Consider the following 25,956-nt stretch of genomic DNA (forward strand, 5'->3'; position numbering starts at 1 on the left):
TTGATGGCCCGTCAGAGCGAGCTTCTCGCGACCTTCATACTGGCCCTCTCTACCCCTGCTTCACTTCTGCCCTTGGTGTAAGCAGAACGGCCGCTTTCGGGTGGCGAACAGGTTGAAGCGGACGCTCGTTCAGGTGGAGCATGAAGCCGCCTTCGAGCTCGATGCGGCTCAGAGGTCCCCGTCTATGGCTTAATTCAGGTTGGCCACCCAGCCTGCTCACGGCGGCGCGCCTGACCATGCGCCGTTCGGAGCAATCGGCTTAGGTCATTACCAAAGCCACCACCGAGCGGCCATGTGGAACTTCTACGCAGTAGAGCCCTGCATCGAATACGGCGTCTACCTTCGCGCCGTCCGACAGCGTGAATACGGCACCTGACGATCTGCTCTCGGGCTTAGCGCACCAGGTGGTGCTGTCTTCTGTGCTTCGGAGCAGTGGGATTGAACCAGCATCACTGGCGATTGTGCCAGCAGGCTCCATCAACGTCATGCCGGCCGTCTGCCAGCCATTCAGGAAGTACCATCCGGGAACTGCAACAGTAAGCAGGAGGGAGGGGATGAGTGCCGAGCCTAGGCTGCGACGCCATGCTCCACCAAGACTTCCAGCGTCCGCTCCCCACAGCCGCTTGCCATGGATCATGGCGCCACTGATCGCGAGCGCCGTAAGCATCAGGCCAAAGACGAACCACAAGAGCTTGCCGGCGAGTCCGGCGAAATTGCCGAAGTGGAGCGGGTCGGCGGTGTGTACGATCCGCTCTCCGGCGCCCATCCGGTGGGCGACCCTCAAGCCGATGAGCTTTCCGGTGGCCGGATCGAGATAGGCGGCGTTGGTCCGCTCGCGCACCAGCCAGGCCCGCCACTCGCCCTGCACCACAACCGGGTCGCCGTCCGACCAGGGAATGGATACGCCGGTTACGTGGATGCCGGGCATGGCAGCAACGGCGGTGCGTACCCAGTCGTCGACCTCTGCGCCGCTCGGTTGCTGGCGGAGCGGGGAGGCGGTCGTCGGCACCTCCAATTCCCACGCCACTCCGGTGCGCTCGGCGAAATACCAGATGGAGGTGAGCGCGATCAGAGCGGTGAAGGGCAGTGCCCACAGGGCGAATAGGCGGTGCAAGTCGCCGAGCAGGGTGCGTGATCCGCGTTCGGTGCGCGGCCGCTTGAAGAGCCCGCCCCAGAACCTCTTGTAGACGATGAGCCCGGTGACCAGCGAGGCGAGCAGCACGAAGCCGAGGCTGGTGACAAGATAGAAGCCCCAGTCTCCCGGCGTGAAAAGATAATAGTGCAGGCCTCGCATAAACGCGTGGAACGGAGTGCCGAGCTGCTCACCCGTGACCGCGCCTGTACCAGGGTCGATCAAGACGGTGACCTCGCGCCCGTCGGGCAGGCGCATGATCGCGTCCTTGGCGAAGTAGTCGACATCGGACCTGTCGTACGGCCCAATCGAGCGCAGCCAACCTTCCGGGCGATGCTGGCGCGCTGCCTCCCACATCGTGCCCCAGCTCACCGGCTGCTCGGCGGCGGTTGCCCGAACCTCCGGAAAGAGCAGCCATTCGATCTCATGGCTGATGGCAGCAATGGTTCCGGTCAGGCAGACGAAGGCCAAGAGCAGGCTGAGCTTCAGGCCGAACAGGCTGTGCAGCCGATAGGCGAGCGGACGACGCGGCGCCTTGGCCGCGCGCATGGTCCCGCTGGCCGGCTGGTAGGTCACCGTCCGAGCTTCAGCCGGTAGCCGAGAGTAAGTCGGCGCCCTTCCGCCAGCGAGGGGGTGAAGCCGCCTGCCGCGAGAGTGGTGTATTCGTAGCGCTCATTGAACAGGTTGCTGATGGCAGCGGTGACTTCGCCCGGTCCGACCCGGTACCCGACCGACGCATCGACGAGGAACAGGGACGGGGTGTTGACGAGGCCGAACTCCTGCTCCGCGGCGGAGAAGAAGGAGGCCTTAGCGGAATAGCTGGCTTGCGCGCCGAGGCTCAGGCGATCGATCGGCCGCCACTCCGCCCGGATCGCAAGCCGGGTCGGGGAGACGATGTCAGTGCCGAACGGGATGTAGCGGTTGAAGTTCTCGTCGAAAATCTCGCCCCGTTGCCAGGTGAACAGCGCGCCGAGGTCCAGCTGGTCGCTGACCTTCCAGTCGGCGGTTGCCTCCGCGCCCCACACCTTCTGCGGAACCCGTAGCGGGATCAGCGGGCAGAAGCTTTCGCCGGCGCAGCTCGGATCGGGCTGGACCAGCGAGGCGGCGTCGGACTTGGAGCGGAAAGCGGCCGCGGTCAGACGCACGGGTCCCAACCGTCCCCGCGCACCGATCTCGACCTGGCGGGACTTGGCCGGTTCGGGGCTGATCAGAGATGGATCCGTCGCGCGGCGGGAGGCACGGCCGAGCTGCGTCAGCTCCGCGCCTTCATTGTAGCTAAGGTAAAGCTGCGCGGCACTGCTGAGATCGTAGACCAGACCGGCATTGTAGAGCGCAAGGTCGGCTTTGGCGAAGCGGCCCGGGTTGCCGGTTCCCGACAGGCCACGATCCGCCAGCTTGTCTCCGATCCGTCCGCGGTAGAATTCCTGCCTTGCTCCACCGGTGAGGCGAAAGCGGCCAAGGTCGTAGCTCGCCTGCGCGAAAAGGCCCGTCTGCGAAAGAAAGACCTCGGGCGCAATGAAGCCAGTCACCACGCCTGTGTCCGCCGGGTCCAGCAGCAGCCGGATTAGCCGGTCGCGGCGCCAGTCCAGGCCATATTCGAGGCCCAGCCGGCCGGGCCCGATGCCGAACTGCCGGGCGAGGGTCAGGCGTGTGCCGATCGTGCTGTTCTCGCGGTCGTCACTGAAGAAGTCGGGCTCGCCGCCGTTCGCGTCCTGGAAGTTGGCACGCTGCTGGAAGCGCTGCCATTGGCCATAGGCCGACGCCTGAAGCTTGTGGCCGACCAGCCGGTCGGCCTCGAGCGACAGCGCCACCGTGGTCAGTCGGTCGAGGCCCTCGGCACGGAATGGATTGGCGGTGACGCGGATCACGCGCGGCAGCGGGACACCGGCGTCCACGTCGGCACCGCTGACGTTATACTCGGTGCCGGGATTTTCGTTGTAATGCGTGGCGGTTAGCCGCACGCGGAAGTCCGGCGAGAGGCTGAGCCCCGCGCTGCCATTCAGCGAATAGCTGTCGAAGGCCGTGCCGACCACCCGATCGCCGTTCGGATCGCGGCCGACGGCATAGTCCTGGTAGCCGGCGCCGACATAGAAATCGAAGGCGCCGGCACGGCGGCCGACCCCAGCGTAGAGGTCGGTCTGAAAGGTGCCGGACAGCTTCTCCGTGTTGAAGCCGGTCTGCACGACGGCATCGACTTCGAGCTGTTCGCCACGGGCGCGACGGGTGATGAGGTTGATGATGCCACCCGGCGCGCCCGCGCCGAACAGGGCCGTGGCGCCGCGCACCACTTCGACCCGCTCAAGCGCGAACGGCGAGATCTGGAAGGCCGAGTTGCAGTTGGAGGGCCGCAGGTCCTGGTTCGCGGGCACGCCATTGATCTGGAAGGCGGGCACCCGGCCGCGAACCCTCGTCAGACATTGCGAGCGCCCGCCTGTGGAAAGGTTCAGTCCAGGAACGGTGAAATCAAGCGCACGCAGGATATCGCTCGAAGTCTGAAGCTGCCGCTGGATCGCAGCCTCGTCGAGCACGGTCACGGCGACCGGAAGCTCCTCAACGGCTTCGCCGCTGCGGGATGCCGTGACGGTGATTACCTGATCTTCAGTCTGACTGGAACTGCTGCCCTGTAAGCTGTCCACCTCTGCTGCAAGGGCCTGAGAGGAGATTGGGAAAAGGATCGCGACCGAGCAAAGGAGAAAGCGCTGCATGATTCCAGTTGCGAGTGATTATCAATAGCAGCGCTCTATTGGACTCTACCGACAGCGTCAATCCGGGTGGGCCCTTTGGGGGCGCTCTTTCAAGCTGGGTCTGCAAGGGTCCTGTCCGTTCCATCACCAGCATGCCAGTGCTCAACTGCCGCTGCTGGTGGAAAGCGGAACGGCAGCTTTCGGGTACGTACCGGGAGGGAGCAGACGTTCGCTAGAGCAGAGCGATTAGCAGCCCATACCGCATTGCAGGGCAGCAACGGCGCAATGATCGATCCTTCAGCGCTGACCACGTTGGCCTAGAAACACGGGCAGGACGGCCGATTGAAGGTCAGATTCTACAAGGGACTGGGCCATTCACTGAGCGCAGCGGAAACTGTCTTCGACGACGAACTCGGTGCGACTGCAAAGGAGCCACGTGATGATCTTGCGAAGTGGCTAGCTCGGCAGGCGCGAGAAATGAAAGCACGAGGCAAGTGATTACGAGCAGCGTAGATGTGTCAGTTCGAACACTCCCTAGAAATTGTCTAAGTCGATCTTCTTGCCCTTCCCGTCCTTCTCAGCCTCTTCCATCTTCGCAAGATAAGCTGCGATCTGATCGGTGGCCACCTGATTGAAGAACGTGATCTGGAACTTCGACCCTGAGCATGACTCGGACACGATGTAGGCTTTGCCTGACTCCCAAAGACGGAACTTGCAATTCTTGTCCTGACCAGTTCCCGCCTCGAGAGTGGACTTGCCGTATTTGTCGTCGAGGAGCTCGACGTATGTCATAAAGCTCGCGAGATCGGCTACGTTGTAGATCACCTGGGTAGCCAGCTGACCGGCAGCCTTGACGCTGATCTCGCTGACGCCCTCAAGTCCGACTGGAGGGCTCAGCTGATACTCCAAGAACGGATACTCGTCGCTGGTCGCCTTGAGAGTAGCTTGGCGAGCTATGAGCGCGTCAACGATGTCCTTTGCGGAACTGGATACAAGATTGCGCCCGGCGATTTCCACGGAGGTGCTAGGGCTGAAGGGGCGTGAAAAGCCGAAAACAGCTTCCTCAACAAGCTGCTCGGCATGCCGCTGATATCCGGTGCCGGCCACAGCAATGCCAATGGGACCAAAGCTCAGCAGCGACAGGTCAGTAGAGCCAATCCGTTGTTTGACTGACAATCGGTCACGAACGGCGATGCTCCCGGCATCGAAGCGTGAGACCGGCGAGATGTAGGCGGGCTGCGGATGGCAAGGCCTGATGCTGTCTAGGCTCTCCAATTCGGGCTGAAGCGCGTACCAGACGACCGTGCCAGCGCGCGGGCCATCCTCGACTCTCAGCAGTCCCACCGTGGCTGGCTTCCCGTCCTCGGTCTTGCAGTCCCAAGTCCGGCGATGAGCGCTCGTCAACGCTTGCGGCTTGCAGTCGCTGCTATTCATCGAGGTTTCCACCTCGGCGAACCCAATCATGGTTGAAGGTAGCGCTCTCGTGATCTCACACCACGTCGCAGCCTCTGCGCTGGACCCGGTAGCGATGCTGAAAGCTACAAGCATCAGGCTAGCTGCGGAGCTTGCTTTACCCTTGAAGAAGACGCTCATCTCCAAACTCATCCAATTCGCGAACATCCAAACGACTACGTTGGCTCGCCCCTGCCAACATCGCCCCGATTGCCCGAGGTGTCCACCGACAAAGCTCACGCAATCACGAGATGGGCTAGAACTTGCTCGTGGGTCGCGCTGCTATCGTACACGACGCCGTGAACTTCTCCTCGGCGGCCGTTCCAGCGAAGCCCATGAGGTTATGCAGCTTCAGCGTCGATCTATCATGATCCAGAAGAACTGGACATTCGGGTGCTTCGTTGCGAAGTCGATCTTGACCTCATCGTCACGGAATGGGGCAGGTGCGGTCACGGTCTTTTCCGCTGGACAGGTATAAACGTTGGCTGTCTTCGAGACTTCGCTCAAGCAATATCCCGGTATCCACCGCCCTTACCCGTGCAACGCAACGCAGTGACACTCGGAGCAGTGATTGCCGGAGTCGCAGCAAGAAGTAGCGCAGGGCGAGCTTCTTCAGCAGCCTCAGCGAGACAACCGTTTTAGTGCTGCCGTCATCAAAACGCGCGCTTCTTGGCAGAGACCTTGCAGGTGCCGACTTTATCGTGAAACACTCGGATCGGGGTCGCGCTGTTAGGCGGCCGAGCAAGGGGGCTTGCGTGACAACCAATAAGAACATGGTGCTGGCAGGCGCCGCGCTTACGATCGTCGGCCTATTCTGTCCGATCGTGACCCTGCCATTCCTAGGTAACGTCAATCTCTTCAACAACGGGTCGAACCTCTTCGCACTGGCCCTGTTGGCTTTGGCAGTGCTTGCTGGAGCGATGGCGCTGAACGATCGAGAAGGTGATGCCTTCTGGCCCGGTGCGACGTCAGCCGCCGTGCTCGCCTGGAACTTCGCTTCGCTGCAGTACCACCTGGCTCAGGTGAAGAGCAGCATGAGCGAGCTCGAGGGCAACCCGTTTGCCGGAGTTGCAAAAGCCGCTGTAGGAGCAGTGCAGCTTCAATGGGGTTGGCTGGTCCTGTCACTTGGCGTTGGCCTTCTGATCTATGGCGGGCTCAAAGCGCGGCGTGACCGCGAACTTGGCCACATGGAGTTCGCAGACGGCCCGGCCAAAACCGTGGCTGCTGTGTCGCTGGTAGTTGCGGTGGTCACGATCGGAGGAAGCCTGCTCAATTCCTTCGGTCACGGCTCACCGGCGGCGGACACGAAGTTAGAGACTGCAGCGCTAACGAGTAGCACCACGCTTCCCACAACTGAGGCCGAGGGGCCTTCGGCCGAGGAAGCCGCTTACATTCGAACCAATCTGCGGCTCTACGATCTACAGGCCAAATACTACGACAGCATGCTCGATGGCCGCATCCCGGGCGTCGATTTCAAGATCAAGAACCTTGGCAACCGAACGCTGAATGGTGTGACCGTGCGGGTCGTGTTCCAGGATGCCGAGGGCAAGCCCATTGCCGAGGAGGAGTATAATCCCGTTCTCGTAACCGAGAACAACTTCATGGGGGACAACACCCCTCTCCGACCAAATTACATCTGGCAGAACGAACCAGACAAGTTCTACCAGGCAAAGAGCGTGCCTTCGGAGTGGGCCGAAGGGAAGGCCACGGCGACGATCACCGACATCGAGTTCGCACCGAAGTGACGGTCGGTACCAGTGGTTAGCGGAACGGCAGTTTCCGGCGGAGAGCGGCGAGCAGTCGACGTTCCTTTATGTGGAGCGGGCCCGCGTCGAAGCTCGACGTCACGAACCAGCGTTGACAATTCAGTCGACGGAAGCGGGTCCTGCTGGGCAACCATCGGGTAATCGCGGCTAATGGACAGCGGCGGGCGAGTCACAGTCTTCGTGAATTTCCACGATACAAGCTGTCCTGGCCGCATTTGTGTTGTAAGCGAGGCTTGGCCGTCGGGAGCGGCTTGGGAGACTTATGACCACGTCGCGCCACATCGTTGCGCTACTGCAAAGCCACATCGCGGGTGACGATCAGCGTTTCCTAACAGTGGCAACGCAGATCGCGGCCCATGAGGCACGGCAGGGTCACGGAAAGCTCGCCCAAGAGCTTCGTGAGCTTATCGACGCCGCAAAAGGGAGAAGCTCAACTGTCGCACGACGGGGGGCCGGACCGGTGCCGATCGCCCAACCCAAGGGCGAGTTGTCGAGCCTTCTCGCGGCGCGCTACTCCGATGTCCGGCTAAACGCCATGGTCTTGCCGGACGATCTGAAGAGCAAACTACATCGTGTCGTTACTGAACAGCGGCAGCAGGAGGCTCTGCGTAGGCGTGGGCTAAGCCCCCGCCGAAAACTTCTGCTGGTCGGCCCGCCGGGCTCGGGCAAGACGATGAGTGCCGCCGCCCTCGCGGGCGAGCTGAAGCTGCCTCTGTTCACTGTCCTTTACGATGGACTTATCGGGAAGTTGATGGGCGAGACCGCGACCCGTCTTCGCTTGATCTTCGAAGCCATCAGCCTCCAGCGCGGAGTATATTTCTTCGACGAGTTCGACGCTATCGGCGCCCAGCGCGCTGGGCAGAACGATGTCGGCGAGATCCGGCGCGTTCTGAACTCATTTTTGCAATTCCTAGAGAACGACGACGGACCGAGTCTGATAATTGCGGCGACAAACCACCCTGAGCTTCTCGACCGAGCACTTTTCCGCCGCTTTGATGACGTGATCAGCTACGATCTGCCAACTTCGGAGATCGCCCGTGGGATCATTGAGAACCGGCTTTCCACGTTTCGCCTGAGGGTCGATGATTGGAACGGCGTTGCTGCGGCGATGAACGGGTTGAGCCAGGCTGAGATTGCCCGCGCGGCCGACGAAGCCGCCAAAGGAGCGGTGCTTGGCGGTTCAAACGAGATCGGAACCGCCATGTTGACCGCAGCCCTTCAGGAGCGCCAAGCGGCGACCGCGTCCCGATAGTCACATGGCGATTGCACCCCGGAACCGGCCGCACTTCCTGGTGCAGGGTGGCGGCGAAAGCGAAATCTACACCTCACCTCGTCGCGGCAGCAGCGGGTTGCCGCCGGTCCGAGCTCGGGCGGCGCACGCCGCCAAGCTTGAGCAGGCGCTTGGGCAGGCGATCGCAGTAGCGCGGCAGCAGCTCCAAGCGCGCGATCCGCAGCTCGCGGAAGGCGAGCCGGGCTTCTACCTCGATTTCGAGGTGCCGATTGAGCACCAAGCCGCCCTGGATGCGCTGGAGAACCGGCCCAAGAAAATCGAGCTGGTCGCTGTTCACCCGCCTGCGGAAGACGCCGAAACGGTGCGGGCCACGGTCTTTGTGCCCGAGGGGCAGGCCGAGTATTTCACGAACAAGGTCGAGCAGTACCGGGACGAGGAAACGGCGGGAGGGAAGCCCAAGAACCAGAACCTGGTCGCGCGAATCGAAGATGTGCGGCTCTCCGCGCTGCGCTCGCTCTTCACCGATGCGGACGAACTCTTCCCGATCAATGGCGTTCGGGTCTGGTGGGAGGTCTGGCTCCGCGACCGGCGCCTGCCAAATTTCCGCGCCGTCGCCGCCCGTCTTGAGGTCTCAGTGAAGCCGCATCTCGTGAGCTTCCCCGAGCGCGATGTCGTGCTTGCGCTTGCCGACACGGCGACCATGGCACGGTTAATGGCGAACACCGACGCGGTCGCGGAGCTTCGCGCCCCCAAGGACAGCCCGAGCTTCTTCCTCGACATGCGACCAGTTGATCAGGCTGATTGGGCGGGTGACCTCGTTGACCGCGCCGTGGCTCCAGGCGCTCTCGCGCCTGCCGTCTGCGTGCTCGACAGCGGATGCACTCAAGGGCATCCACTAATTGCGCCGGGCCTCGCGCCAGAGGATCAGCACGCTTACGACGAGGCCTGGGGCGTGGGCGACAGCGCTTTCTGGACAGGCCATGGTACGATGATGGCGGGAGTCGCTCTCTACCGCGACCTGGAAGCGGCGCTCGCGACCGGAGAAGTGATCGAGCTCAGGCACCGGTTGGAGACGGTGAAGGTGCTACCGCCCAACACGCAGAACGATCCGGAGCTCTACGGCGCGGTCACCGAGGCTGGCATCGGCAAGGCGGAAGCGGCGGCCCCTGGCCGGCGCCGAGTGTTCTGCATGGCGGTCACCAGCAATGTCGGGCTCGGCCGCGGTCGGCCCTCCTCCTGGTCGGCAGCCCTAGACAAGCTCTGCTACGGCGGCGGCGATCAGCGCCGGCTGATGGTGCTCGCGGCCGGGAACATCCGTGACCCGATTGTCGCGGACGAATATCTCGACGCCAACGATCTAGCCGAGGCGGAGAACCCGTGTCAGGCTTGGAACGCGCTCGTCGTCGGAGCCTACACCGACAAGACGACAATCACCCACGCCGATTTCGCCGGCTGGAACGCTCTCGCGCCGGCGGGCGACCTGTCGCCAGCTAGTCGGACGTCCAATGTGTGGGACCGTCAATGGCCGATTCGGCCCGACGTCGTCTTTGAGGGCGGAAACTTCGCGCACGATGGCGTGAACCCGGCAGAGGCTATTGACGATCTTCAGCTCGTCACCACACACTACCGGCCCAACATAAGGCTGTTCGACAGCTTCGGCGATACCAGCGCCGCCGCAGCTTTGGCCGCCAATTTTTCGGCCGGCATTATGGCCGAGCGGCCGGAGCTGTGGGCGGAGACGGTCCGTGGGCTGATGGTGCACTCGGCCGAGTGGACGCCGGCGATGCGTGCTTGGTTCAACGCCGCCGCTTCGCAGGCACAACGCGCCGCTCTATTGCGGCGCTACGGCTGGGGAGTGCCCGACCTGGAACGCGCTCTGCTGAGCGCATCAAACGACGCCACCTTGATGATCGAGGACGCGCTGCTGCCGTTCCGGAAGGACGGATCGGCGATCAAGACACGCGACATGCACCTACACCGGCTGCCCTGGCCTCGCGACGAGCTGCTCGCCCTCGGCGACTTGGATGTCGAACTCCGGGTCACCTTGTCCTACTTCGTCGAGCCAAATCCGGGCGAGCGCGGCTGGACCCGGCGTCATCGCTACGCCTCGCACGCGCTCCGCTTCGCCGTGAAGCGTTCGCTTGAGACCACCCCACAATTCCGGCAGCGGATCAACCGTGCCGCCGAGGCCGAGGAAGGCGGCGAGCTTGGGGCCGCATCCGGCGCAGATAATTGGGTGCTCGGCACCATCCGTGACCGTGGCTCCATTCACTCCGACATCTGGCGCGGCAGCGCCGCCGAGCTCGCGAGCCGTGACGCGATCGGCGTCTTCCCGGTTAGCGGCTGGTGGAAGGAGAAGCCGGGATTGCAGCGCTGGGAGCGCTCCGCCCGGTATTCCCTCCTGGTGTCGATCCGGGCGCCGGAGGCTGAGATCGACCTCTACACTCCGATCGCCAACCAATTGACGGTCGAAGTCCCGGCGGGCTGACCATCGCGGCCGGCAACCCTGCATGGGTGCTCCCGCGGGCATTCCCTTCGCCGAGCTGAAGGCGCGCGATCTCGAGGGTCCACCTGTGGGTTTTCACAGCCGCAAGCGGACTCAATGATCGATCGGCTGCTTACGGGCTAAAGCGACGCGGCCCCGAACGTCAGCAAGTGGGTCTTCCCAGACGCAGGAATCATCCTAACCATGCGTAAACACAGGCCACTCGCTTGTGAACCTCCGTTCTGCTCGCGGCCAGCTGGCTCGATTCGGCTGCGAGCATTGCGCTTGGAAAAGCGACGTCGCAACCGGTTGTGCTGCCCTTGGGTCGTTCTGGAGTTCAGAGGACGCGGCTACGCTCTGACGCGTTCTGCGTACCTTTTCCGTACGAACCAGCCGGAGGTGGAGTTAAGTCATTGAAAAGATGGCGCACCCGACACGATTCGAACGTGTGGCCTTTGCCTTCGGAGGGCAACGCTCTATCCAGCTGAGCTACGGGTGCGTGGGGCTTCGCTTAGCCGCGTGAGCCGATGGTCGCAAGCCACTCGGTAAGTGGAGCGTGCAGGTCTCTAGGAGCGTTGCGACCCACGATCATCCCGACGTGACCGGCCGAACAGGTTCGAACTTCGCCCCACGGTGCGACGCTGTCCTCCGGGACGATCAGGTCGGCCGTCGCAGTGAAGTGCAGAGTGGGCACGCCCGGATCCTGCACGGCGTCGCGCCCGATCCTCCACTCGCCGCGGCCTGACACGTCCCTGCCGAACAGATCCTCGACCAGGTCGCGGGCAGCGGGAACCGGCAGTGGTTCGCCACTGTTGGCCCAGTCCTCCAGACGAATGAAACGCTGCATCTCCGCGCTCTCCGGCGCAAGATCTGCAAGCCTTGCGTACTTCGCGACGACACGCGCTGGATCAAGCGACCAGAATGCCGCCTGCAAAACCTCCGTCGGTAACGCGCCGAGCGCATCCGCGCCCTCGCGGGCCTGCTCCCACAAGGTTGCGAGCGCGGCCCGCGCGTCAGACGCGTAGGCGGAAAAGCGCCATGGCGACGCCAGCGTGACGATCGAGCGCACGTCTGCAAGCGCCGGAACAGCGAGAGCGAGCGTGCCACCGAGGCAATAGCCCACAAGAACCGCCGATTCGCCTAGTTCGCGAAGCAGCGGGATCAGGATGTCTGTGACGTGACCTGCAAGATCGAGCGAAGCGCGCCCAGCAGCTGGCCCCCAGTCAAGCAGCAGCACGCGGCCGACTCCGTTCAGTCGGCGGGCCAGGCTTACCTCTGGATCAAGATCGAGGACGTTGGGCGGGTTGATGAGCGAGGGCACCAGGACAATGGGCATCCCGGCTCCTCCGCAGTTGCGCAGGCAGGCCTGACCCACAGCGGTAAGTTCCGGGCGTGTTTGATAATTCGCTAACCTCTCAGCATCCTGAAAACGGCGCAGTCCCTCAAGCGCCCTGGCAGCAAGTTGCGGCTGCTGTTCGCCAGCTCGGCGCACCAGATCGAGAAAGAGCGGCAGGGGACGCGGCCCTGGCGCTTGTTGCGGTGCGGCATGGGCGGGTGCTACGTCCTGTTTCACGTCTTCCGGAGCCTAGCATGACGCAGCCCACCGCCAAGGTGACGATCAAGAAATATGCGAACCGTCGCCTCTACGATACCGAGAGTTCAAGCTACGTCACGCTGGATCGGCTTGCCCAGATGATCCGGGAGGGACGCGACTTCGTGGTTGTAGATGCCAAGAGCGGCGAGGACATCACCCATCAGGTCCTGACTCAGATCATTGTCGAGGAAGAGGCGCGGGGTGGGACAACCATGCTGCCTGCCGGCTTCTTACGACAGCTTATCGGTCTCTACGGCAACTCGATGCAGGGAATGGTCCCGCAATATCTGGAAACCGCAATGGCGAGCTTCCAGAAGAACCAGGCTGCCTTCGCCGACGCATTCGGAGCGAACATCTTTGCCGATATCGCGAAGCGCAACATGGCAATGTTCGAGGAAGCCGGTCGAGTGTTCACCAAGCCGTCAGCCACGACGCGGGATGAGGCAACCAAGGCGCCGACTCCGGACGACACCGAAGTCGACAAGCTTCGTGCCGAACTCGAGGCGCTGAAGGCAAAGGTGGATCGGCTAGGGCGCTGATGATTACTGCGATATTGTATGCCGTGGCGCTGGCTCAACCGGTGCCCGCACGTCCCGTACCTCTTCAGGCGCCCATCAACTGGCGCTCCGCTCCATTGAATGGAGGCATTTGGCTGTACCGGGCGATCCCCGGCGGCAGCGAAGCCGTGTTCCAGACGAACCTTGGTCCGCAATTCACGATTCGCTGCACGCTCAATGTGCGCCGGATCAGCTTCATGCGCGCCGGTGCGGCTCCCGGCATGCTGCTGCGAATCATGACGACAAGCAGCGAACGGACGCTGCCCGTCGGAAATACGGTGGCCAGTTTCGATCCGGTGCTGGACGCTATTGCCTTCAGTCGAGGTCGAGTCGCAGTGTTGGGAGCCCCTGCGCCAATCCTGATCATGCCTTCTTGGGCAGAGCCGGCGCGAGCCATCGAGGATTGCCGAAAGTAGGATTTATTACAAGACTTGAACAATCCTTTCGGACGCGCATTGATTAGAGCGCCCACAACGCAGCGAAAGGAGGTGATCCGATGTCTCATGGTTCAGCAGAGAGGTCGGTGAAGTTCGTTCGGGGGATGCGGGGCTGAGATCGCGTTCCGTCCGGGGGGACCCGGACGTAGGATCGTGATCGAGGAATCCTGCTATTGGTCTCCCGGGCTGGAGCTCTCCGGCCGCTGACCATGTCGAGGGGCCGGTGGTGCAAACCGCCGGTCCCTTTACCTATGTACTCGTTCTCTGGCACAGGAACCGTTGCGCGACTGAACCGTCTTTTGCCTCAATTCCAAACACGGGAGTAGGTGCCTCATGGTCAAGGGCAAGTCGAACAACCAGGGCGGGAATTCCAGCTTCACCAGCCAAGGCGGCGGTACCCAAAGCAACCCTCACGCAACAAGCGATGCTTCGGGGGCTCAGCAGCAGGGCCAGCAGCGGAAGAAATCGGCAAGCTCCCCGTTTCCGCCGAACATGTCGGAGACTTTCGATAAGCTGGCGAAGGCTGCCATGAGCAAGGAGATGCTCGCAGCCGGCCTTGCTGCCGCTGCGGCCGCCATCAGCGCTTCACCAACCGCTCGCCGGAAGATTCGCGACGCCGGGCTCGATGCGGCGGACTCAGCTCAATCGGCTGCCAGTTCGGTCGTGAACAGCGCAACGCGCCTCGGCAACATCATCGCGGAAGCGGTCGCCGATGCCGCCCAACGTGTGCTGTCCGGCGATGTGTTCGGCACCGGTATTTCGGGTGAGTCCGCCGAACGCTCCCAGACCCGCTCAACGAAATCAGCCAGCAAGCCGGGTACGCCGACGCGGGCCAGCAGCGCAAGCCGCGCCAAGGGTGCCGCGCCGACCTCCGCCGCGCGCAAGTCCAGCGCCGGCGAGAGCAAATCTGCCGGGACCGGCTCCACCGCGGCCAAGCCTCGCCGAGCCGCCACCAAATCGAGCGCCACGGACGCGAGTGCTTCAGGCATCGAAACCAAGACGAGCAAGGGCCGAACGCGTACTCCGTCGGCAAGAGCCGCGGCCTCACGGAGCCGTTCGACGTCCACTCGGAGCGGTGACCGGCGCAATGCAGGCACGCGCACCCGGGCCAAGAAGGGGTCGGGGAGTGGCGACGGCGGCAGTGACGGCTCGGGCGGCGGTTCCGACGGCTCCAGCAGCTAGTCTCGCGCGCTCTCTTCTCATCGCCGCAGTGCCATGCCATTGGGCGCGGCGATGAGCAGTCTGTCTCCATTTTCTGTCGTGATCCTGGCCGCAGGGCAGGGCACGCGCATGCGTTCCGATACGCACAAGGTGCTGCACCCGATCGCGGGTCGACCGATGCTGGAGCACCTGCTCGATACGGTGGACCGACTTGGTGCCGAACGACGCGTCGTCGTTGTGGGGAAGGGCCGCGAGCAGGTCGAGAAGGCGCTTAAGCACCATGATGCTCTGATCGCCGTTCAGGAAGATCAGATGGGCACCGGGCATGCCGTCCAGCAGGCGGAGGGTGCGCTTGCGGGCTTCGACGGAACGGTGATCGTCCTTTATGGCGACACCCCGTTCGTTGCTCCCGAAACGCTCGATGCCATGCGGGATCGCTTGGAGGCGGAAGATCGGCCTGGCATAGTGGTTCTTGCCTCGTGCCCACCTGATCCAGGCGCGTATGGTCGCGTGATCCTTGGCGACAAAGATCGCATCGCCCGAATGGTTGAGTTTCGGGACGCGAACCCTGCGGAGCGGGCAGTCCGCTTGTGCAACAGCGGCATGATGGCGGTTCGATCCGCGGATCTCTTCCGTTGGCTCGGCAAAGTCGGCAATGCGAACGCGGCTGGAGAGTATTATCTTCCCGACATCGTGATGGTCGCAGCGGAGGAAGGTCGCTTTGCGGTCGCTGTGGAGACCGATGCCTGGCAGACGGCCGGCGTGAACAGCAGGCGCGAGCTCGCGGCGCTCGAGCATGAATGGCAGCAGCGCCGACGCGCGCAGGCGCTGGACGAGGGTGCCACCCTGATAGATCCGGAAAGCGTATGGTTCAGCTTCGATACGCGACTGGGACGTGACGTCACGATCGAGCCGCACGTGGTCTTCGGGCCCGGGGTCATGGTTGCTGACCGGGCCATGATCCACGCCTTCAGCCATATCGAGGGTGCCATCATCGGAGAAGATGCCGAGGTCGGTCCCTTTGCCCGGTTGCGCCCCGGCGCAGTGCTAGAGGGCAAGGCAAAGGTCGGGAACTTCGTCGAACTGAAGAAGGCGCGTCTCGGAGTGGGAGCGAAGGCCAATCACCTGACCTATCTGGGTGATGCCGACGTAGGGGCTGGAGCGAACATCGGTGCCGGGACGATCACCTGCAATTACGATGGCTTCTTCAAGTACCGGACTCAAATCGGCGATGGGGCCTTCGTCGGCTCGAATTCCTCTTTAGTTGCGCCGGTCTCGGTTGGCGCCGGGGCCATCGTAGGAGCGGGCTCGGTCGTGACGAGAGACGTGGAGGCCGACGCGCTCGGCGTCACCCGCGCGGACCAGAAGAGCCTTGGAGGTTGGGCTGCCCGCTTCCGTGAACGCCAACAAGCCAAGAAAGCCAAGTAGATGTGCGGGATTGTTGCGATCGTCGGTCGGGATGCGGTCGCCCAGCGTCTGTTCGATGGACTGAAGCGCCTCGAGTATCGCGGCTATGACAGTGCAGGCATCTGCACCGTCCATGACGGCCAGTTCGAGCGCCAGCGCGCGGAAGGCAAGCTCGACAACCTTGCGGCCAAGCTGCGGGAGGATCGACCGGAGGGGACCATCGGCATCGCTCATACCCGTTGGGCTACTCACGGCGCGCCGACAGAAGGGAATGCGCACCCTCACATCGTTGGACCGGTGGCACTGGTGCACAACGGGATCATCGAGAACTTCAAGCCGCTGCGCGATGAACTCATCGAGCAAGGGCGTCAGTTCCAGTCCGAAACCGACAGCGAGGTTGTCGCGCACCTCGTCGCATGCGAGGTGGAAGGCGGGTCGTCGCCCGAGGAGGCGGTAGCGACCGTCCTGCCACGGCTTCACGGCGCGTTCGCCATGTCCTTCCTGTTCCGGGATCATCCAGACCTCGTCATTGGCGCACGCATGGGCGCTCCGCTGACGGTGGGCTACGGACAAGGTGAGAATTACCTTGGGTCCGACGCTATCGCGCTTGCCCCGTGGACGCGTCACATCGCGTATCTGGACGAGGGCGACTGGGTCGTGGCCCGGAGAGATGGTGTCCAGATCTTCGACCGGTCGAACCAGCCGGTCACCCGCGAGATCGTGGACAGCGGTGCGACGGCGGAGGTCATCTCCAAGGGCAATCACGCACACTTCATGCGCAAGGAAATCTTCGAACAGCCGATCGTCGTGGCGCAGACGCTTCAAAGCTACGTCCGCCCGTTCGAAGGTGAGGTCGCCATCCCCGCGTTTGACTTCGATCTCGGCAGCGTGGACCGCGTCACCATCGTCGCATGCGGCACCAGCTTCTATGCGGGGATGGTCGCCAAGTACTGGTTCGAGCGTTTCGCCCGGGTGCCCGTCGACCTCGATGTCGCGAGCGAGTTCCGGTACCGGGATCCAGTCCTGGAGCCCGGCGGCTTGGCACTCTTCATCAGCCAGTCCGGCGAGACCGCCGACACCCTTGCGGCGCTGCGCCACGCGCGGGAGCAGGGCCAGAAGATCGCAGTGGTCGTGAATGTTCCGACCAGCTCCATGGCGCGTGAGGCGGACCTGCTGCTGCCGACACGCGCCGGGCCAGAGATTGGTGTTGCCTCGACAAAAGCCTTCACGTGTCAGCTCGCTGTGCTTGCAGCTCTCGCTGCCAACTTCGCTCGAAGCAGGGGGCGCATGACGCGCGAGGAAGAGCGAGAGATCGTGGCGCATCTTCAGGAAGCGCCGGAAGCTCTGACCCGAGCTCTGAACCACGACGAGGATATTGGTGCGATGGCGCACCTCGTCGCCCCGGCCCGCGATGTTCTCTACCTGGGACGGGGCCCCGATTATCCGATGGCACTGGAAGGCGCGCTGAAGCTCAAGGAAATCAGCTACATCCATGCGGAAGGCTATGCTGCCGGCGAGATGAAGCATGGTCCGATCGCGCTCATCGACGACCAGGTTCCTGTGATCGTGCTCGCCCCGTCAGGTCCGTTGTTCGAAAAGACGGTCAGCAACATGCAGGAAGTTCGCGCCCGCGGCGGCAGGATCATCCTGATCAGCGACGCGGAAGGGATTGCGGCGGCTGGCGACGGCTGCATCGCTACGATCGAGATGCCCAAAGTGCACCCGCTAATTGCTCCGCTGGTCTATGCGGTCCCGGTGCAGTTGCTGGCCTACCATGTTGCGGTCTTGAAGGGCACGGACGTCGATCAGCCGCGCAACCTAGCGAAAAGCGTCACGGTGGAGTGAGGGGCCGCGCGTTCTCGAGGCGTTTCACATGTGCCATGAGCCGCTCGTACAAGTAGTCGATCACCGCTCGCACTGTCGGGCTGCGCCTTACCCGTTCGTGGGTCAGCAGCCACATGGTTCGCCCATGGTCTGCTGGTGGCACACAGCGGATGAGGTCCGGGTCGCCGTCAGCCACAATGCAGGGCAGCGCGGCGATCCCGATTCCACTCCGAACCGCCGTCAGCAGGCCACCCGATGAGCCGTGCTCCATCGCAATCTGTTGCTCCAAGCCGAGTTCGTGGAGCCATTGCGAGTAGACCCGCGCCAGATTGCCGCCGCCGCCGGCAATGATCGCGTGACGCTTCAATGCCTCCCGGGACTTTGGAACGCCGTGCCGCTCGGCATATTCGCGGCTGCAGTACAGGGTCCAATCGTCCGGACAGATTGCACGACCAACAATGCCGGCAGGCTGCTCCTTGCTGGTGCTGCGCAGCGCGACGTCGGCCTCTCCCGCGCCGAGGTCACGCAGGGTGTTCGAAGTGTCGAGTTTTAGCCGGATCGCGGGATATTGCTCCCGCAATTCACGCAACCACGGAGCGATCAATGTCATCGCGAATATCTCCTCGGTGGTGAGTTTCACCGTTCCGGAGATGTCCCGGCCACTCGCCCGCGCCTTCTGCTCAACTCTGTCCGCGGCTGCGGCGAGGCTCCGGGCTTCCTCCACCAACGCGCTGCCCCCGGACGTCAGAGCATAGCCTCCAGGCCGACGCTCAAAAAGAATGAGGCTCAAGCTCTCTTCAAGGGTCGCAATGCGGCGAGCCACTGTAGTCTGGCTCACCCGCAAACGGCGACCTGCCGCCAGAGTGCTGCCGGTCTCTGCTACAGCGAGGAAGTAGCGCCAGTCGTTCCAGTCGATCACCGCCTCTTCATATCATGACGTCGGGCTCGTGGCTCTGCAGAAATGCAGAACGGCAGTGCAGCATTGTGGCTGCGCAAGAAGGCGCAGGCTGCGTATATGAAGACTCAGACGCCGGCGTCGATCTCATCCGGGAAACAGGAGATCGACGATGACCAAGACAATCGAAACAGGATTCGTGACGTTTCTCATGGCAGCATCGACGGCACTGGCACTTCTGATTGCCAGCCCTGCCGCGGCCAAGCCGCTGTCGGAAGCGCAGCTCCGTGATCGTCTCGACTACATCTGCGAGGCATCCAGCGTCGACGTGGTCGGCAAGCGTATGGAGAAGGAATGCCGGGCCGAGTGGCGTGCCAAGCTTCAGCTTGCCGAGCAGCGGAAGGCAGCGGCAGAGCGGGCTAAGCTGGCCAGCGCAAAGTGACAAGTCCGGGGCGGCGAACCACCTCTCTCCTCGCCGCCCCACCCACTTCTAGCGGTTCGCGGCTGTGACCGTCAGCGTGCCCGCCGGGAGAGGCCTGATCAGCTCCGCCGCCGGAGCGCTGCCGTCCAGCCACGCGCGCCAGTCTGCGGAGGCGAGCACCGCCACCTGCCTACCATGATAGGGAGCTACATCCTCACCGGGAGGGCAGGTGAGCATGGTGAAAGCCTCGCGACCCAATGGTGCCGCATCTCGCACCAGTCCTGCGATACCGAGCATGCCGCTTTGAGAGTCGCTGAACAGCCACCGATCTTTGCGCTTCGCCTTCGGGTCGGCAGGCGCGGTGAACTCGTAGAACCCGTCGGCTAGGATCAGGCAACGTCCTGATGGGAACTCGCGCCCGTCAGATCGGAAGTTGTAGACCGGCTTACCGTTGGGTCCAGGCCAGCTCCAGCGGCGCACGACGAGTTCGTAGCCGCTTCCGCCCGCCCGCACGATCGGTGCAGGATCGGTGATGCAAATATCGCGCGGCTCAAGGTTCGGTATGCCTTCGGGGAACAGCAACTCGATGCCGCGCTGGACGAACAGCTGCCGGATCGCCTCGGGCGCTTTCGTCTGGGAGTAGAGGTTACACATTTCTCCGCCCGATCAAGGTCAGCCTTGCCGGCGGTCTGACGAGTTTTGCGCGGGAATGGGCGCGATCACCGCAGCCGGAGCCGCAGGATCCACGACTCTCAATCTTGAACATCGGCGAGATTGGTTGGCCCGAAGCTTCTTGGGATCAGGTCCATGATCATGTGGCGTTCAACCTGCGTCCCGCTCCCGTTGGCCGAGAGGATGTGGATGTCCCGCCCAGCGAGGTGAGCAGCTTCCAGGATTGCCTGACGGCAACCACCGCAAGGGGTGCAGGTGGCCTCGCCGGTGAGTTCCCCACTGCTCGGGTTCCCGCCGGCGACCGCGATTCGCGCGATGCTTGCGAGGCCGAACTGGTGCTGCGCGGCGGCAAGGGCGCTCTGCTCGGCGCAGAGGCCGAGCCGGTAGCAGGCGTTTTCAAGGTTGGCACCGGTGACGACGTCTCCGTCTACGCTCTCGATCGCGCAGCCTACATGGAAGCGGGAGTAGGGCGCGTAGGCCTTGAGCGCGGCGGCGCGGGCAAGGGCGATCAGTTCTTCTTCGGACATGCGGCTTCCATAGCGCTCACGCTGAGCATGTCGAAGGGTGGATAGATACCCTTCGACAGGCTCAGGGTGAGCGCATAGGAGAGCTGCATGACCACGGGGGTGGAGAAGATCGACGCGCGGGCGCTTGCCGGACGGCGGGTGCGCTACTTCGACCTGGTGATGGCAGCGTTCGTCACGATCCTGCTGCTTTCGAACGTGCTTGGCGCCGGGAAGGTGGCAGTCATCACGCTTCCATTAGTGGGTGAGTGGCCGTTCGGTGCTGGCATCCTGTTCTTCCCACTGTCGTACGTCATCGGCGACGTGCTGACCGAAGTGTACGGCTTCGCGCGGGCGCGGCGTTGCATCTGGGTAGGGACGGCGGCGCTGCTGTTCATGGCGTTCATGGCGATGGTCGTCGTAGCGTTGCCGCCGGCTGCGACTTGGGACGGGCAAGGGGCGTACGAGCAGGTGTTTGGCCAGGTTCCGCGGATCGTCTTCGCATCTATCCTGGCGTTCTGGGCGGGCGAGTTCGTCAACTCGGTCGTGCTCGCCAAAATGAAGGTATGGACGCGGGGCAAGTATCTGTGGACGCGCACCATTGGCAGCACCGTGGCCGGCCAGGGCGTTGACAGCCTGATCTTCTACCCGCTTGCCTTCTGGGGCGCGGCAGGCTGGACCACGGACCTCGTGGTCACAGTCATGCTGACACAATGGGCGCTCAAGGTTGCCTGGGAAGCGCTGCTGACCCCGGTCACCTACGCCGTGGTCGGTGCCTTGAAGCGGCGCGAGGGAGTGGATGTTTTCGATGAGCGTACGGATTTCACGCCTTTCGCTGCTCGCGTGTAGCGCGACCTTAAGCGCTTGCGCGGCGCAGTCGGCGGAGGCGCCTCGGACAGCACCGGCACCGGTCACGACGGAGGTGCAAATCCTGGCGGTGAATGATTTTCATGGCGCGCTGGAACCCCCGAAGGTAGGAGTGCCGGCGAAGACGGCCGATGGGCGTGACGTGGAAGTGCCGGCCGGCGGCGCGGCCTACCTGGCGGGAGCGGCCAAGGCGTTACGCGAAGGGCAGGCGAACACGGTAACGGTCTCCGCCGGCGATATGATTGGCGCCACTCCGCTCCCATCGGCGCTGTTCCTGGACGAACCGGCGATCAACGCGATGGACCTCGTCGGTGTCGAGTATAACGCGGTCGGCAACCACGAGTTCGACAAGGGCTCGGCCGAGTTGTTGCGGATGCAGACGGGCGGGTGCGAGAAGCACACCAGCCGTCAGCCGTGCCGATTGGAGCCATTCGACGGCGCGAGCTTCCGCTTCCTCGCGGCCAACGTCCGACGAGCGGATGGGAGCACGCTATTCCCGAGCACTGGCACCAAGGACTTCGGCCCGGTGCAGGTCGGCTTCATCGGCATGACTCTGAAGGAGACCGCGACCCTGGTGTCTCCAGCGGGCGTCGCGGGGCTGACCTTCGCGGACGAGGCGGTAACGGCGAACGCGGCCGTGCCGCAGCTAAGGGCGGCGGGTGCGGATGCGATCGTGCTGCTGATCCACCAGGGGGCGCGGACCGACGGTCTGTACAATGACAAGGGCTGTCCGGGGCTGAGCGGCGACCTGCTGCCGATCCTCGATCGGCTGGACCCGGCGATCTCCGTGGTAATCTCCGGGCATACGCACCGGGCGTACGTCTGCGACTACAAGCGGCCGGGTGGGGGCCCGTTGCTGCTCACGAGCGCTGGGCGGAGCGGTATCATGATCACGGATATCCGGCTCGGAGTCACGGCCGGCGGCGGGGTGCAAGTGCGCTCGGCGGGCAATGTGATCGTGCAAGGCGAGGGCTTCACAGCGGGGACCAAGCAGGTGCCGCTCAACACGGAGTTCCGGACTTTCGGCGCGGATGAGGCGACGGCCGCACTGGTCCGGCGCTACGTGGATGCGAGCCTGGCCGAGGCGCTTCGGGTCGTCGGGCGGCTGTCGGGCGAGGTCACGCGCGATCTCAATGAGGACCGGGAGCAGACGGCGGGCAATCTCATTGCCGATGCCCAGCTCGCGGCGTCCCGAGGCGCGGGAGCGCAGGTGGCCTTTATCAACTCAGGGGGAGTCCGGACGGACTTGGCACCCGCGGCGGACGGCAGCGTCACCTACGGGCAGATCTTCGCGATGCAGCCGTTCGGGAACAGCCTGGTCACGAAGACATTGAGCGGTGCACAGTTGAAGGCGTTCCTGGAACAGCAGTTCGCGAGCGGGACCAACACGGCGGAGAACCCGAACATGCTGCTGCCCAGCGCCGGCTTCTTCTTTGCGTACGATCTGAAACGGCCCGCCGGTGATCGGATCGTCGAGATGCTGCTGAACGGGCGTAGGATCGAGCCAGGGGCAAGCTACCGCGTCACGGTGAACAACTTCATGGCCAGCGGAGGAGACAACTTCACGGTGCTCGCAAATGGCGTGGAGGTAACGGACGCGGGGTCCGACCTGGATGCGTTGGAGGCATGGCTCGCCAAGGGGGTGAAGGCGCCGGGCTTGGGGCGGATCAAGGATCGGACGGCGCGGTAAGCGTGACCCGAGGCTGCCTTGAGCTTTTGCCAAGAGGAAGGCGGATCCCGGCTCAGGGCCGGGATGACGACCTTACCTGAACGGCGGTTCGTCGAAGCTGCGCAGCTTGCGGCTATGGAGCGCGTCGCCCTCGTCCCGTAGCAGCTTCAGCGCCTCGATACCGATGCGCAGGTGCTGGCTGATCGCGCGCTCGTAGAAGGCGTTGGCCTGGCCGGGAAGTTTCAGTTCGCCGTGCAACGGCTTGTCGGACACACACAGAAGCGTTCCGTAGGGTACACGGAAGCGATAGCCCTGAGCTGCTACGGTGGCACTCTCCATGTCGATCGCCACGGCGCGGCTCTGATTAAAGCGTAGGGCGGACTGCGTGTAGCGCAGCTCCCAGTTGCGGTCGTCCGTGGTGATGACCGTACCCGTTCGAAGGCGTTTCTTGATCCCGTCTTCATCTTCCCCGGTGACATGCGACGCCGCATGAAAAAGCGCCGTCTGCACTTCCGCGATGGCGGGAAGGGGAACTTCCACCGGCAGCACATCGTCAAGCACGTGATCGTCGCGCAAGTATGCATGCGCAAGGACGTAATCGCCGATGGTCTGGCTGGGCCTGAGGCCGCCGCAGTGGCCGATCATCAACCAGGCCTCTGGGCGTAGAACCGCGATGTGGTCACAGATCGTCTTCGCGTTGGAAGGGCCGACGCCGATATTGACCAGGGTGATCCCATCGTCGCCGTTCTCGCCCAGCAGATGGTACGCAGGCATCTGGTACCGGCGCCAGGGACCGGAGGCGACCTCCGCCTCGACATTCTCGAGCATCCCCCGCTCGTAGCGCGAGCCCGGAACCGAGAAGGCGCTGTAGCGAGTGTTCGTCTGCCGCAGTGCATCGGCCGAATAACGAACGAATTCATCGACATAGCGAACATAGTTCGTGAAGAGGACGAAGCGCTGGAAGTGCTCTGGTGGCGTGCCGGTGTAGTGCCGCAAGCGCGCGAGGCTGAAGTCCGTGCGCGGCGCGTCGAACAGTGCCAGCGGGCGAGTGGAATGGATCGAGAAGTCCCAGCTTCCGTCGGCAATCTCATCTCCGATGTGGACGAGCTCGGTGGTCGGAAACCAGCGGCCGAGTTCCGCTGAGGCAATGCCGTTGAGCTGTAGGTCCTCGCTGCCGTCGAGAACATAAGGATAGGGGATCTCGCTGGCCGAGAGGCCGACCGAAACCGTCACCCCATAATCGCGAACCACGTGCTCCAGCTGCTCCGCAAGGTAATCACGGAAAAGCTGCGGTCGCGCGATACTGGCGGTATAGACGCCTGGCTGATTAAGCCGTGCAAAGGCGCGGGCCGGGACGGGTGGCGGAGAGTCCGGATCATATTCGATCCGCAGCTCAGGATACGCGAAGAAGCCTGCCGCGCGGGCGTCTGGGTCGGGGCGCTTTCCCTCGGTTACGTAGGCGATGAGCGCACGGCGGAGGTTCGCCACACTGCGGTCGTAGATCGCGCATAGCTCGTCGATGATGGCGGAGATGTCATGGAGTGCGGTCATTGCTGTCCGCGATGCGCATGGCGGAGTGGCTTGGCAAGCCCCTCTGTCCCTTCGTCGCAGAGCCGAAACGATCCGGCGACAACGCTGTTCAACTTCGGGGATTACGCTTGCCGCGAGGTCCCTCCGCCGTGATGTTCCGCATCGCCCAGGGTGAAGGGGTGGGGGTATGGAATTACGAGTTGTGCTGGTGCTGTGCGTGGTAGGCGCGCTGTCGGGTGCCGTTCCTGCAAGCGCTGCGATGAACAACCGGCCGACCCTGTCCGTCGTGCGCTGTCCCGAACTCGCGAGCAGGCTCCTCCACGCTCACAATGCGGAGCGCCAACGGCGTGGAGTGGCGCCGCTTGCCTGGGACCCCCATCTGGCGAAGGGTGCGGCCGCGTATGGTGCCGTGCTGGCTGCTCGCGGACGTCTGTCCCACTCTCATGATGCTTCGCGACCTGGCCAGTTGGAGAACCTCTGGATGGGCACGCGCGGGGCCTACTCGCCCGAGCAGATGATTGCGCACTGGGCATCGGAACGAAGCCTTTATCGTCCCGGCAAATTTCCAGCGGTCAGCGCTACTGGACGGTGGTCCGATGTCGCCCACTACACCCAGATGACTTGGCCCTCGACCACTCATGTCGGCTGCGCCATTCACCGCGCTCGTGACTGGGATTTCTTGGTCTGCCGCTACAGCCCGCGAGGGAACGTGATCGGAACACGCGCCATCTGAAGCTTACGGCTGAAATCGCGCGCGCAGTGTCTCGAGGGAGGGCTCGTGGGTCAGGTCCAGGTGCAGCGGGGTTACTGAGATGAAGCCGTCGGCGATCGCCTCGAGATCGGTGGAGTGACCCGGCGTCTCCACCATCGGCCCGAGTCCAAGCCAGTAATAGCGATAGCCGCGCGGATCGGTGCGCTGAATGATCTGGGTGCGACCGTAATCCCGAATCCCCTGGCGGACTACGCGTACGCCGCGGACCTCCTCTGCCGGCAGGGCCGGAAAGTTGACGTTGACCAGCGTGCCGGGCGCAAGTGGCTGTTCAAGCAGCGGCGCCAGGACCTTCGCCGCCCAGCCCTCAGCCGCGGCGAATGGCACGTTGTCGCCCAATCCCTCGCGACTGTAGGTTTGGCTGAGTGCAATGGAGGGGACGCCTGCGAGCGCACCTTCCATGGTCGCCGATACGGTGCCGCTGTACGTCACGTCCTCGGCGAGATTTGCGCCCCGGTTTATCCCCGAGAGAATGACGTCCGGCCGCGTGTCCTTCATGACGTGAAACAAGGCCATGAGCACCGAGTCCGTCGGCGTGCCGGCTACGGCAAAGCGCTTTTCGGCAATCCGTCGCAGTCGGATGGGTCGGGTCAGGGTCAGCGAATGCCCGGTGCCGGACTGCTCCTCGGCAGGTGCAACGACCCATACGTCCCCGGAAAATTGCCGTGCAACCTGTTCCAGTAGAGCGATGCCGCTGGCGTTGATGCCATCGTCGTTGGTGATCAGGATGCGCATGGCCGGGCTATGCGGAAGACGCGGCGAACGGGCAAGCCGCACAGGCCTGCGCCATTTCGGCAACAGGGCCCGAACACACGTGACCTTAACGCAAGTCAGTGCTTGTTCAGCCAGTTGGGCCTAACTATAGGCCCGCATGGGGATAGCCGACTTTTCCGGTTCTAA

The 25,956-nt window shown here is 63.5% G+C and carries 21 protein-coding genes, 1 tRNA gene and 1 pseudogene; 12 read left to right on the forward strand and 11 right to left on the reverse strand.

All coding sequences use genetic code 11. The features are described 5' to 3' along the window. Nucleotides 1–259: 259 nt before the first annotated feature. From JT720_RS12225 to JT720_RS12240, 4 genes are all read right to left on the reverse strand, one after another. Nucleotides 260–1,708 (reverse strand): PepSY domain-containing protein, encoded by a 1,449-nt coding sequence (locus tag JT720_RS12225; protein ID WP_205481582.1) that lies wholly within the window; start codon nt 1,706–1,708, stop codon nt 260–262. Beyond that, entirely contained in the window at nt 1,705–3,837 is a 2,133-nt protein-coding gene (locus tag JT720_RS12230) for a TonB-dependent receptor (RefSeq protein WP_205481583.1), read from the reverse strand. Before JT720_RS12230 ends, JT720_RS12225 begins: the two co-directional genes overlap by 4 nt. A 513-nt stretch (nt 3,838–4,350) precedes the next feature. Beyond that, nucleotides 4,351–5,409: a hypothetical protein gene (locus tag JT720_RS12235; RefSeq protein WP_205481584.1), complete on the reverse strand. Its 1,059-nt coding sequence runs from the start codon at nt 5,407–5,409 to the stop codon at nt 4,351–4,353. A 210-nt stretch (nt 5,410–5,619) separates the two neighbouring features. Continuing rightward, nucleotides 5,620–5,775 (reverse strand): hypothetical protein, encoded by a 156-nt coding sequence (locus JT720_RS12240; protein WP_205481585.1) that lies wholly within the window; start codon nt 5,773–5,775, stop codon nt 5,620–5,622. A gap of 248 nt (nt 5,776–6,023) precedes the next feature. On the opposite strand from JT720_RS12240, the gene JT720_RS12245 reads away from it, so the two are divergent. The 3 genes from JT720_RS12245 to JT720_RS12255 all read left to right on the forward strand — a co-directional run bounded on the left by JT720_RS12245 (nt 6,024) and on the right by JT720_RS12255 (nt 10,753). Beyond that, on the forward strand, nt 6,024–7,013 hold the full coding sequence (locus JT720_RS12245; protein ID WP_205481586.1) for a hypothetical protein: 990 nt from the start codon (nt 6,024–6,026) through the stop codon (nt 7,011–7,013). Nucleotides 7,014–7,296: 283 nt separating this feature from the next. Continuing rightward, nucleotides 7,297–8,286 (forward strand): AAA family ATPase, encoded by a 990-nt coding sequence (locus JT720_RS12250; protein WP_205481587.1) that lies wholly within the window; start codon nt 7,297–7,299, stop codon nt 8,284–8,286. A 4-nt stretch (nt 8,287–8,290) separates the two neighbouring features. Then, nucleotides 8,291–10,753: a S8 family peptidase gene (locus JT720_RS12255; RefSeq protein ID WP_205481588.1), complete on the forward strand. Its 2,463-nt coding sequence runs from the start codon at nt 8,291–8,293 to the stop codon at nt 10,751–10,753. Nucleotides 10,754–11,172: 419 nt separating this feature from the next. On the opposite strand, the gene JT720_RS12260 is transcribed toward JT720_RS12255, so the two are convergent. Both JT720_RS12260 and JT720_RS12265 read right to left on the reverse strand, forming a co-directional pair. Then, nucleotides 11,173–11,249: transfer RNA gene (locus JT720_RS12260), tRNA-Arg, on the reverse strand. Between the two features lie 12 nt (nt 11,250–11,261). Beyond that, nucleotides 11,262–12,086 (reverse strand): alpha/beta fold hydrolase, encoded by an 825-nt coding sequence (locus JT720_RS12265; RefSeq protein WP_205481589.1) that lies wholly within the window; start codon nt 12,084–12,086, stop codon nt 11,262–11,264. 254 nt (nt 12,087–12,340) lie between these two features. Between JT720_RS12265 and phaR the strand changes: the two genes are divergently transcribed. From phaR to glmS, 5 genes are all read left to right on the forward strand, one after another. After that, a complete protein-coding gene (gene phaR / locus JT720_RS12270) occupies nt 12,341–12,883 on the forward strand; it encodes a polyhydroxyalkanoate synthesis repressor PhaR (protein WP_205481590.1) in 543 nt (180 codons plus the stop codon). Then, entirely contained in the window at nt 12,883–13,317 is a 435-nt protein-coding gene (locus JT720_RS12275; RefSeq protein WP_205481591.1) for a hypothetical protein, read from the forward strand. The genes phaR and JT720_RS12275 overlap by 1 nt, the downstream gene beginning before the upstream one ends. Before the next feature lie 549 nt (nt 13,318–13,866). Continuing rightward, entirely contained in the window at nt 13,867–14,520 is a 654-nt protein-coding gene (locus JT720_RS12280; protein WP_205481592.1) for a hypothetical protein, read from the forward strand. A gap of 51 nt (nt 14,521–14,571) precedes the next feature. Continuing rightward, entirely contained in the window at nt 14,572–15,927 is a 1,356-nt protein-coding gene (glmU, locus tag JT720_RS12285; protein ID WP_205481593.1) for a bifunctional UDP-N-acetylglucosamine diphosphorylase/glucosamine-1-phosphate N-acetyltransferase GlmU, read from the forward strand. Further along, entirely contained in the window at nt 15,928–17,751 is a 1,824-nt protein-coding gene (gene glmS, locus JT720_RS12290; RefSeq protein ID WP_205481594.1) for a glutamine--fructose-6-phosphate transaminase (isomerizing), read from the forward strand. Here the strand turns inward: glmS and JT720_RS12295 are convergent. After that, nucleotides 17,738–18,649: a LysR substrate-binding domain-containing protein gene (locus tag JT720_RS12295; protein WP_205481595.1), complete on the reverse strand. Its 912-nt coding sequence runs from the start codon at nt 18,647–18,649 to the stop codon at nt 17,738–17,740. The two genes, glmS and JT720_RS12295, sit on opposite strands and share 14 nt — an antisense overlap. Nucleotides 18,650–18,797: 148 nt before the next feature. On the opposite strand from JT720_RS12295, the gene JT720_RS12300 reads away from it, so the two are divergent. Continuing rightward, a complete protein-coding gene (locus JT720_RS12300; protein ID WP_205481596.1) occupies nt 18,798–19,067 on the forward strand; it encodes a hypothetical protein in 270 nt (89 codons plus the stop codon). A gap of 48 nt (nt 19,068–19,115) precedes the next feature. Here the strand turns inward: JT720_RS12300 and JT720_RS12305 are convergent, their stop codons facing one another. Beyond that, nucleotides 19,116–19,700: an SOS response-associated peptidase gene (locus tag JT720_RS12305; RefSeq protein ID WP_205481597.1), complete on the reverse strand. Its 585-nt coding sequence runs from the start codon at nt 19,698–19,700 to the stop codon at nt 19,116–19,118. Nucleotides 19,701–19,798: 98 nt separating this feature from the next. Continuing rightward, nucleotides 19,799–20,257 (reverse strand): annotated as a pseudogene (locus tag JT720_RS12310) (cytidine deaminase); the annotation flags it as partial. A 75-nt stretch (nt 20,258–20,332) separates the two neighbouring features. Here JT720_RS12310 and JT720_RS12315 point away from each other — a divergent pair. Together JT720_RS12315 and JT720_RS12320 are read left to right on the forward strand one after the other, a co-directional pair. Beyond that, entirely contained in the window at nt 20,333–21,070 is a 738-nt protein-coding gene (locus JT720_RS12315; protein WP_205481599.1) for a queuosine precursor transporter, read from the forward strand. Between the two features lie 88 nt (nt 21,071–21,158). Continuing rightward, nucleotides 21,159–22,778, forward strand: coding sequence for a 5'-nucleotidase C-terminal domain-containing protein (locus JT720_RS12320; RefSeq protein ID WP_205481600.1), 1,620 nt, complete (start codon nt 21,159–21,161; stop codon nt 22,776–22,778). Between the two features lie 72 nt (nt 22,779–22,850). Here the strand turns inward: JT720_RS12320 and JT720_RS12325 are convergent, their stop codons facing one another. Further along, a complete protein-coding gene (locus tag JT720_RS12325) occupies nt 22,851–24,308 on the reverse strand; it encodes an AMP nucleosidase (protein ID WP_205481601.1) in 1,458 nt (485 codons plus the stop codon). Between the two features lie 166 nt (nt 24,309–24,474). Between JT720_RS12325 and JT720_RS12330 the strand changes: the two genes are divergently transcribed. Next, the gene (locus tag JT720_RS12330) at nt 24,475–25,020 is read left to right on the forward strand and encodes a CAP domain-containing protein (RefSeq protein WP_205481602.1); all 546 of its coding nucleotides are present in this window, start codon (nt 24,475–24,477) and stop codon (nt 25,018–25,020) included. Between the two features lie 3 nt (nt 25,021–25,023). On the opposite strand, the gene surE is transcribed toward JT720_RS12330, so the two are convergent. After that, complete coding sequence (gene surE / locus JT720_RS12335) at nt 25,024–25,791, reverse strand: 5'/3'-nucleotidase SurE (RefSeq protein WP_205481603.1); 768 nt, start codon at nt 25,789–25,791, stop codon at nt 25,024–25,026. Between the last annotated feature and the right edge of the window lie 165 nt (nt 25,792–25,956).

The sequence above is a fragment of the Sphingomonas arenae genome, assembly GCF_016924655.1.
GTDB classification, from domain to species: Bacteria; Pseudomonadota; Alphaproteobacteria; order Sphingomonadales; family Sphingomonadaceae; genus Sphingomicrobium; species Sphingomicrobium arenae.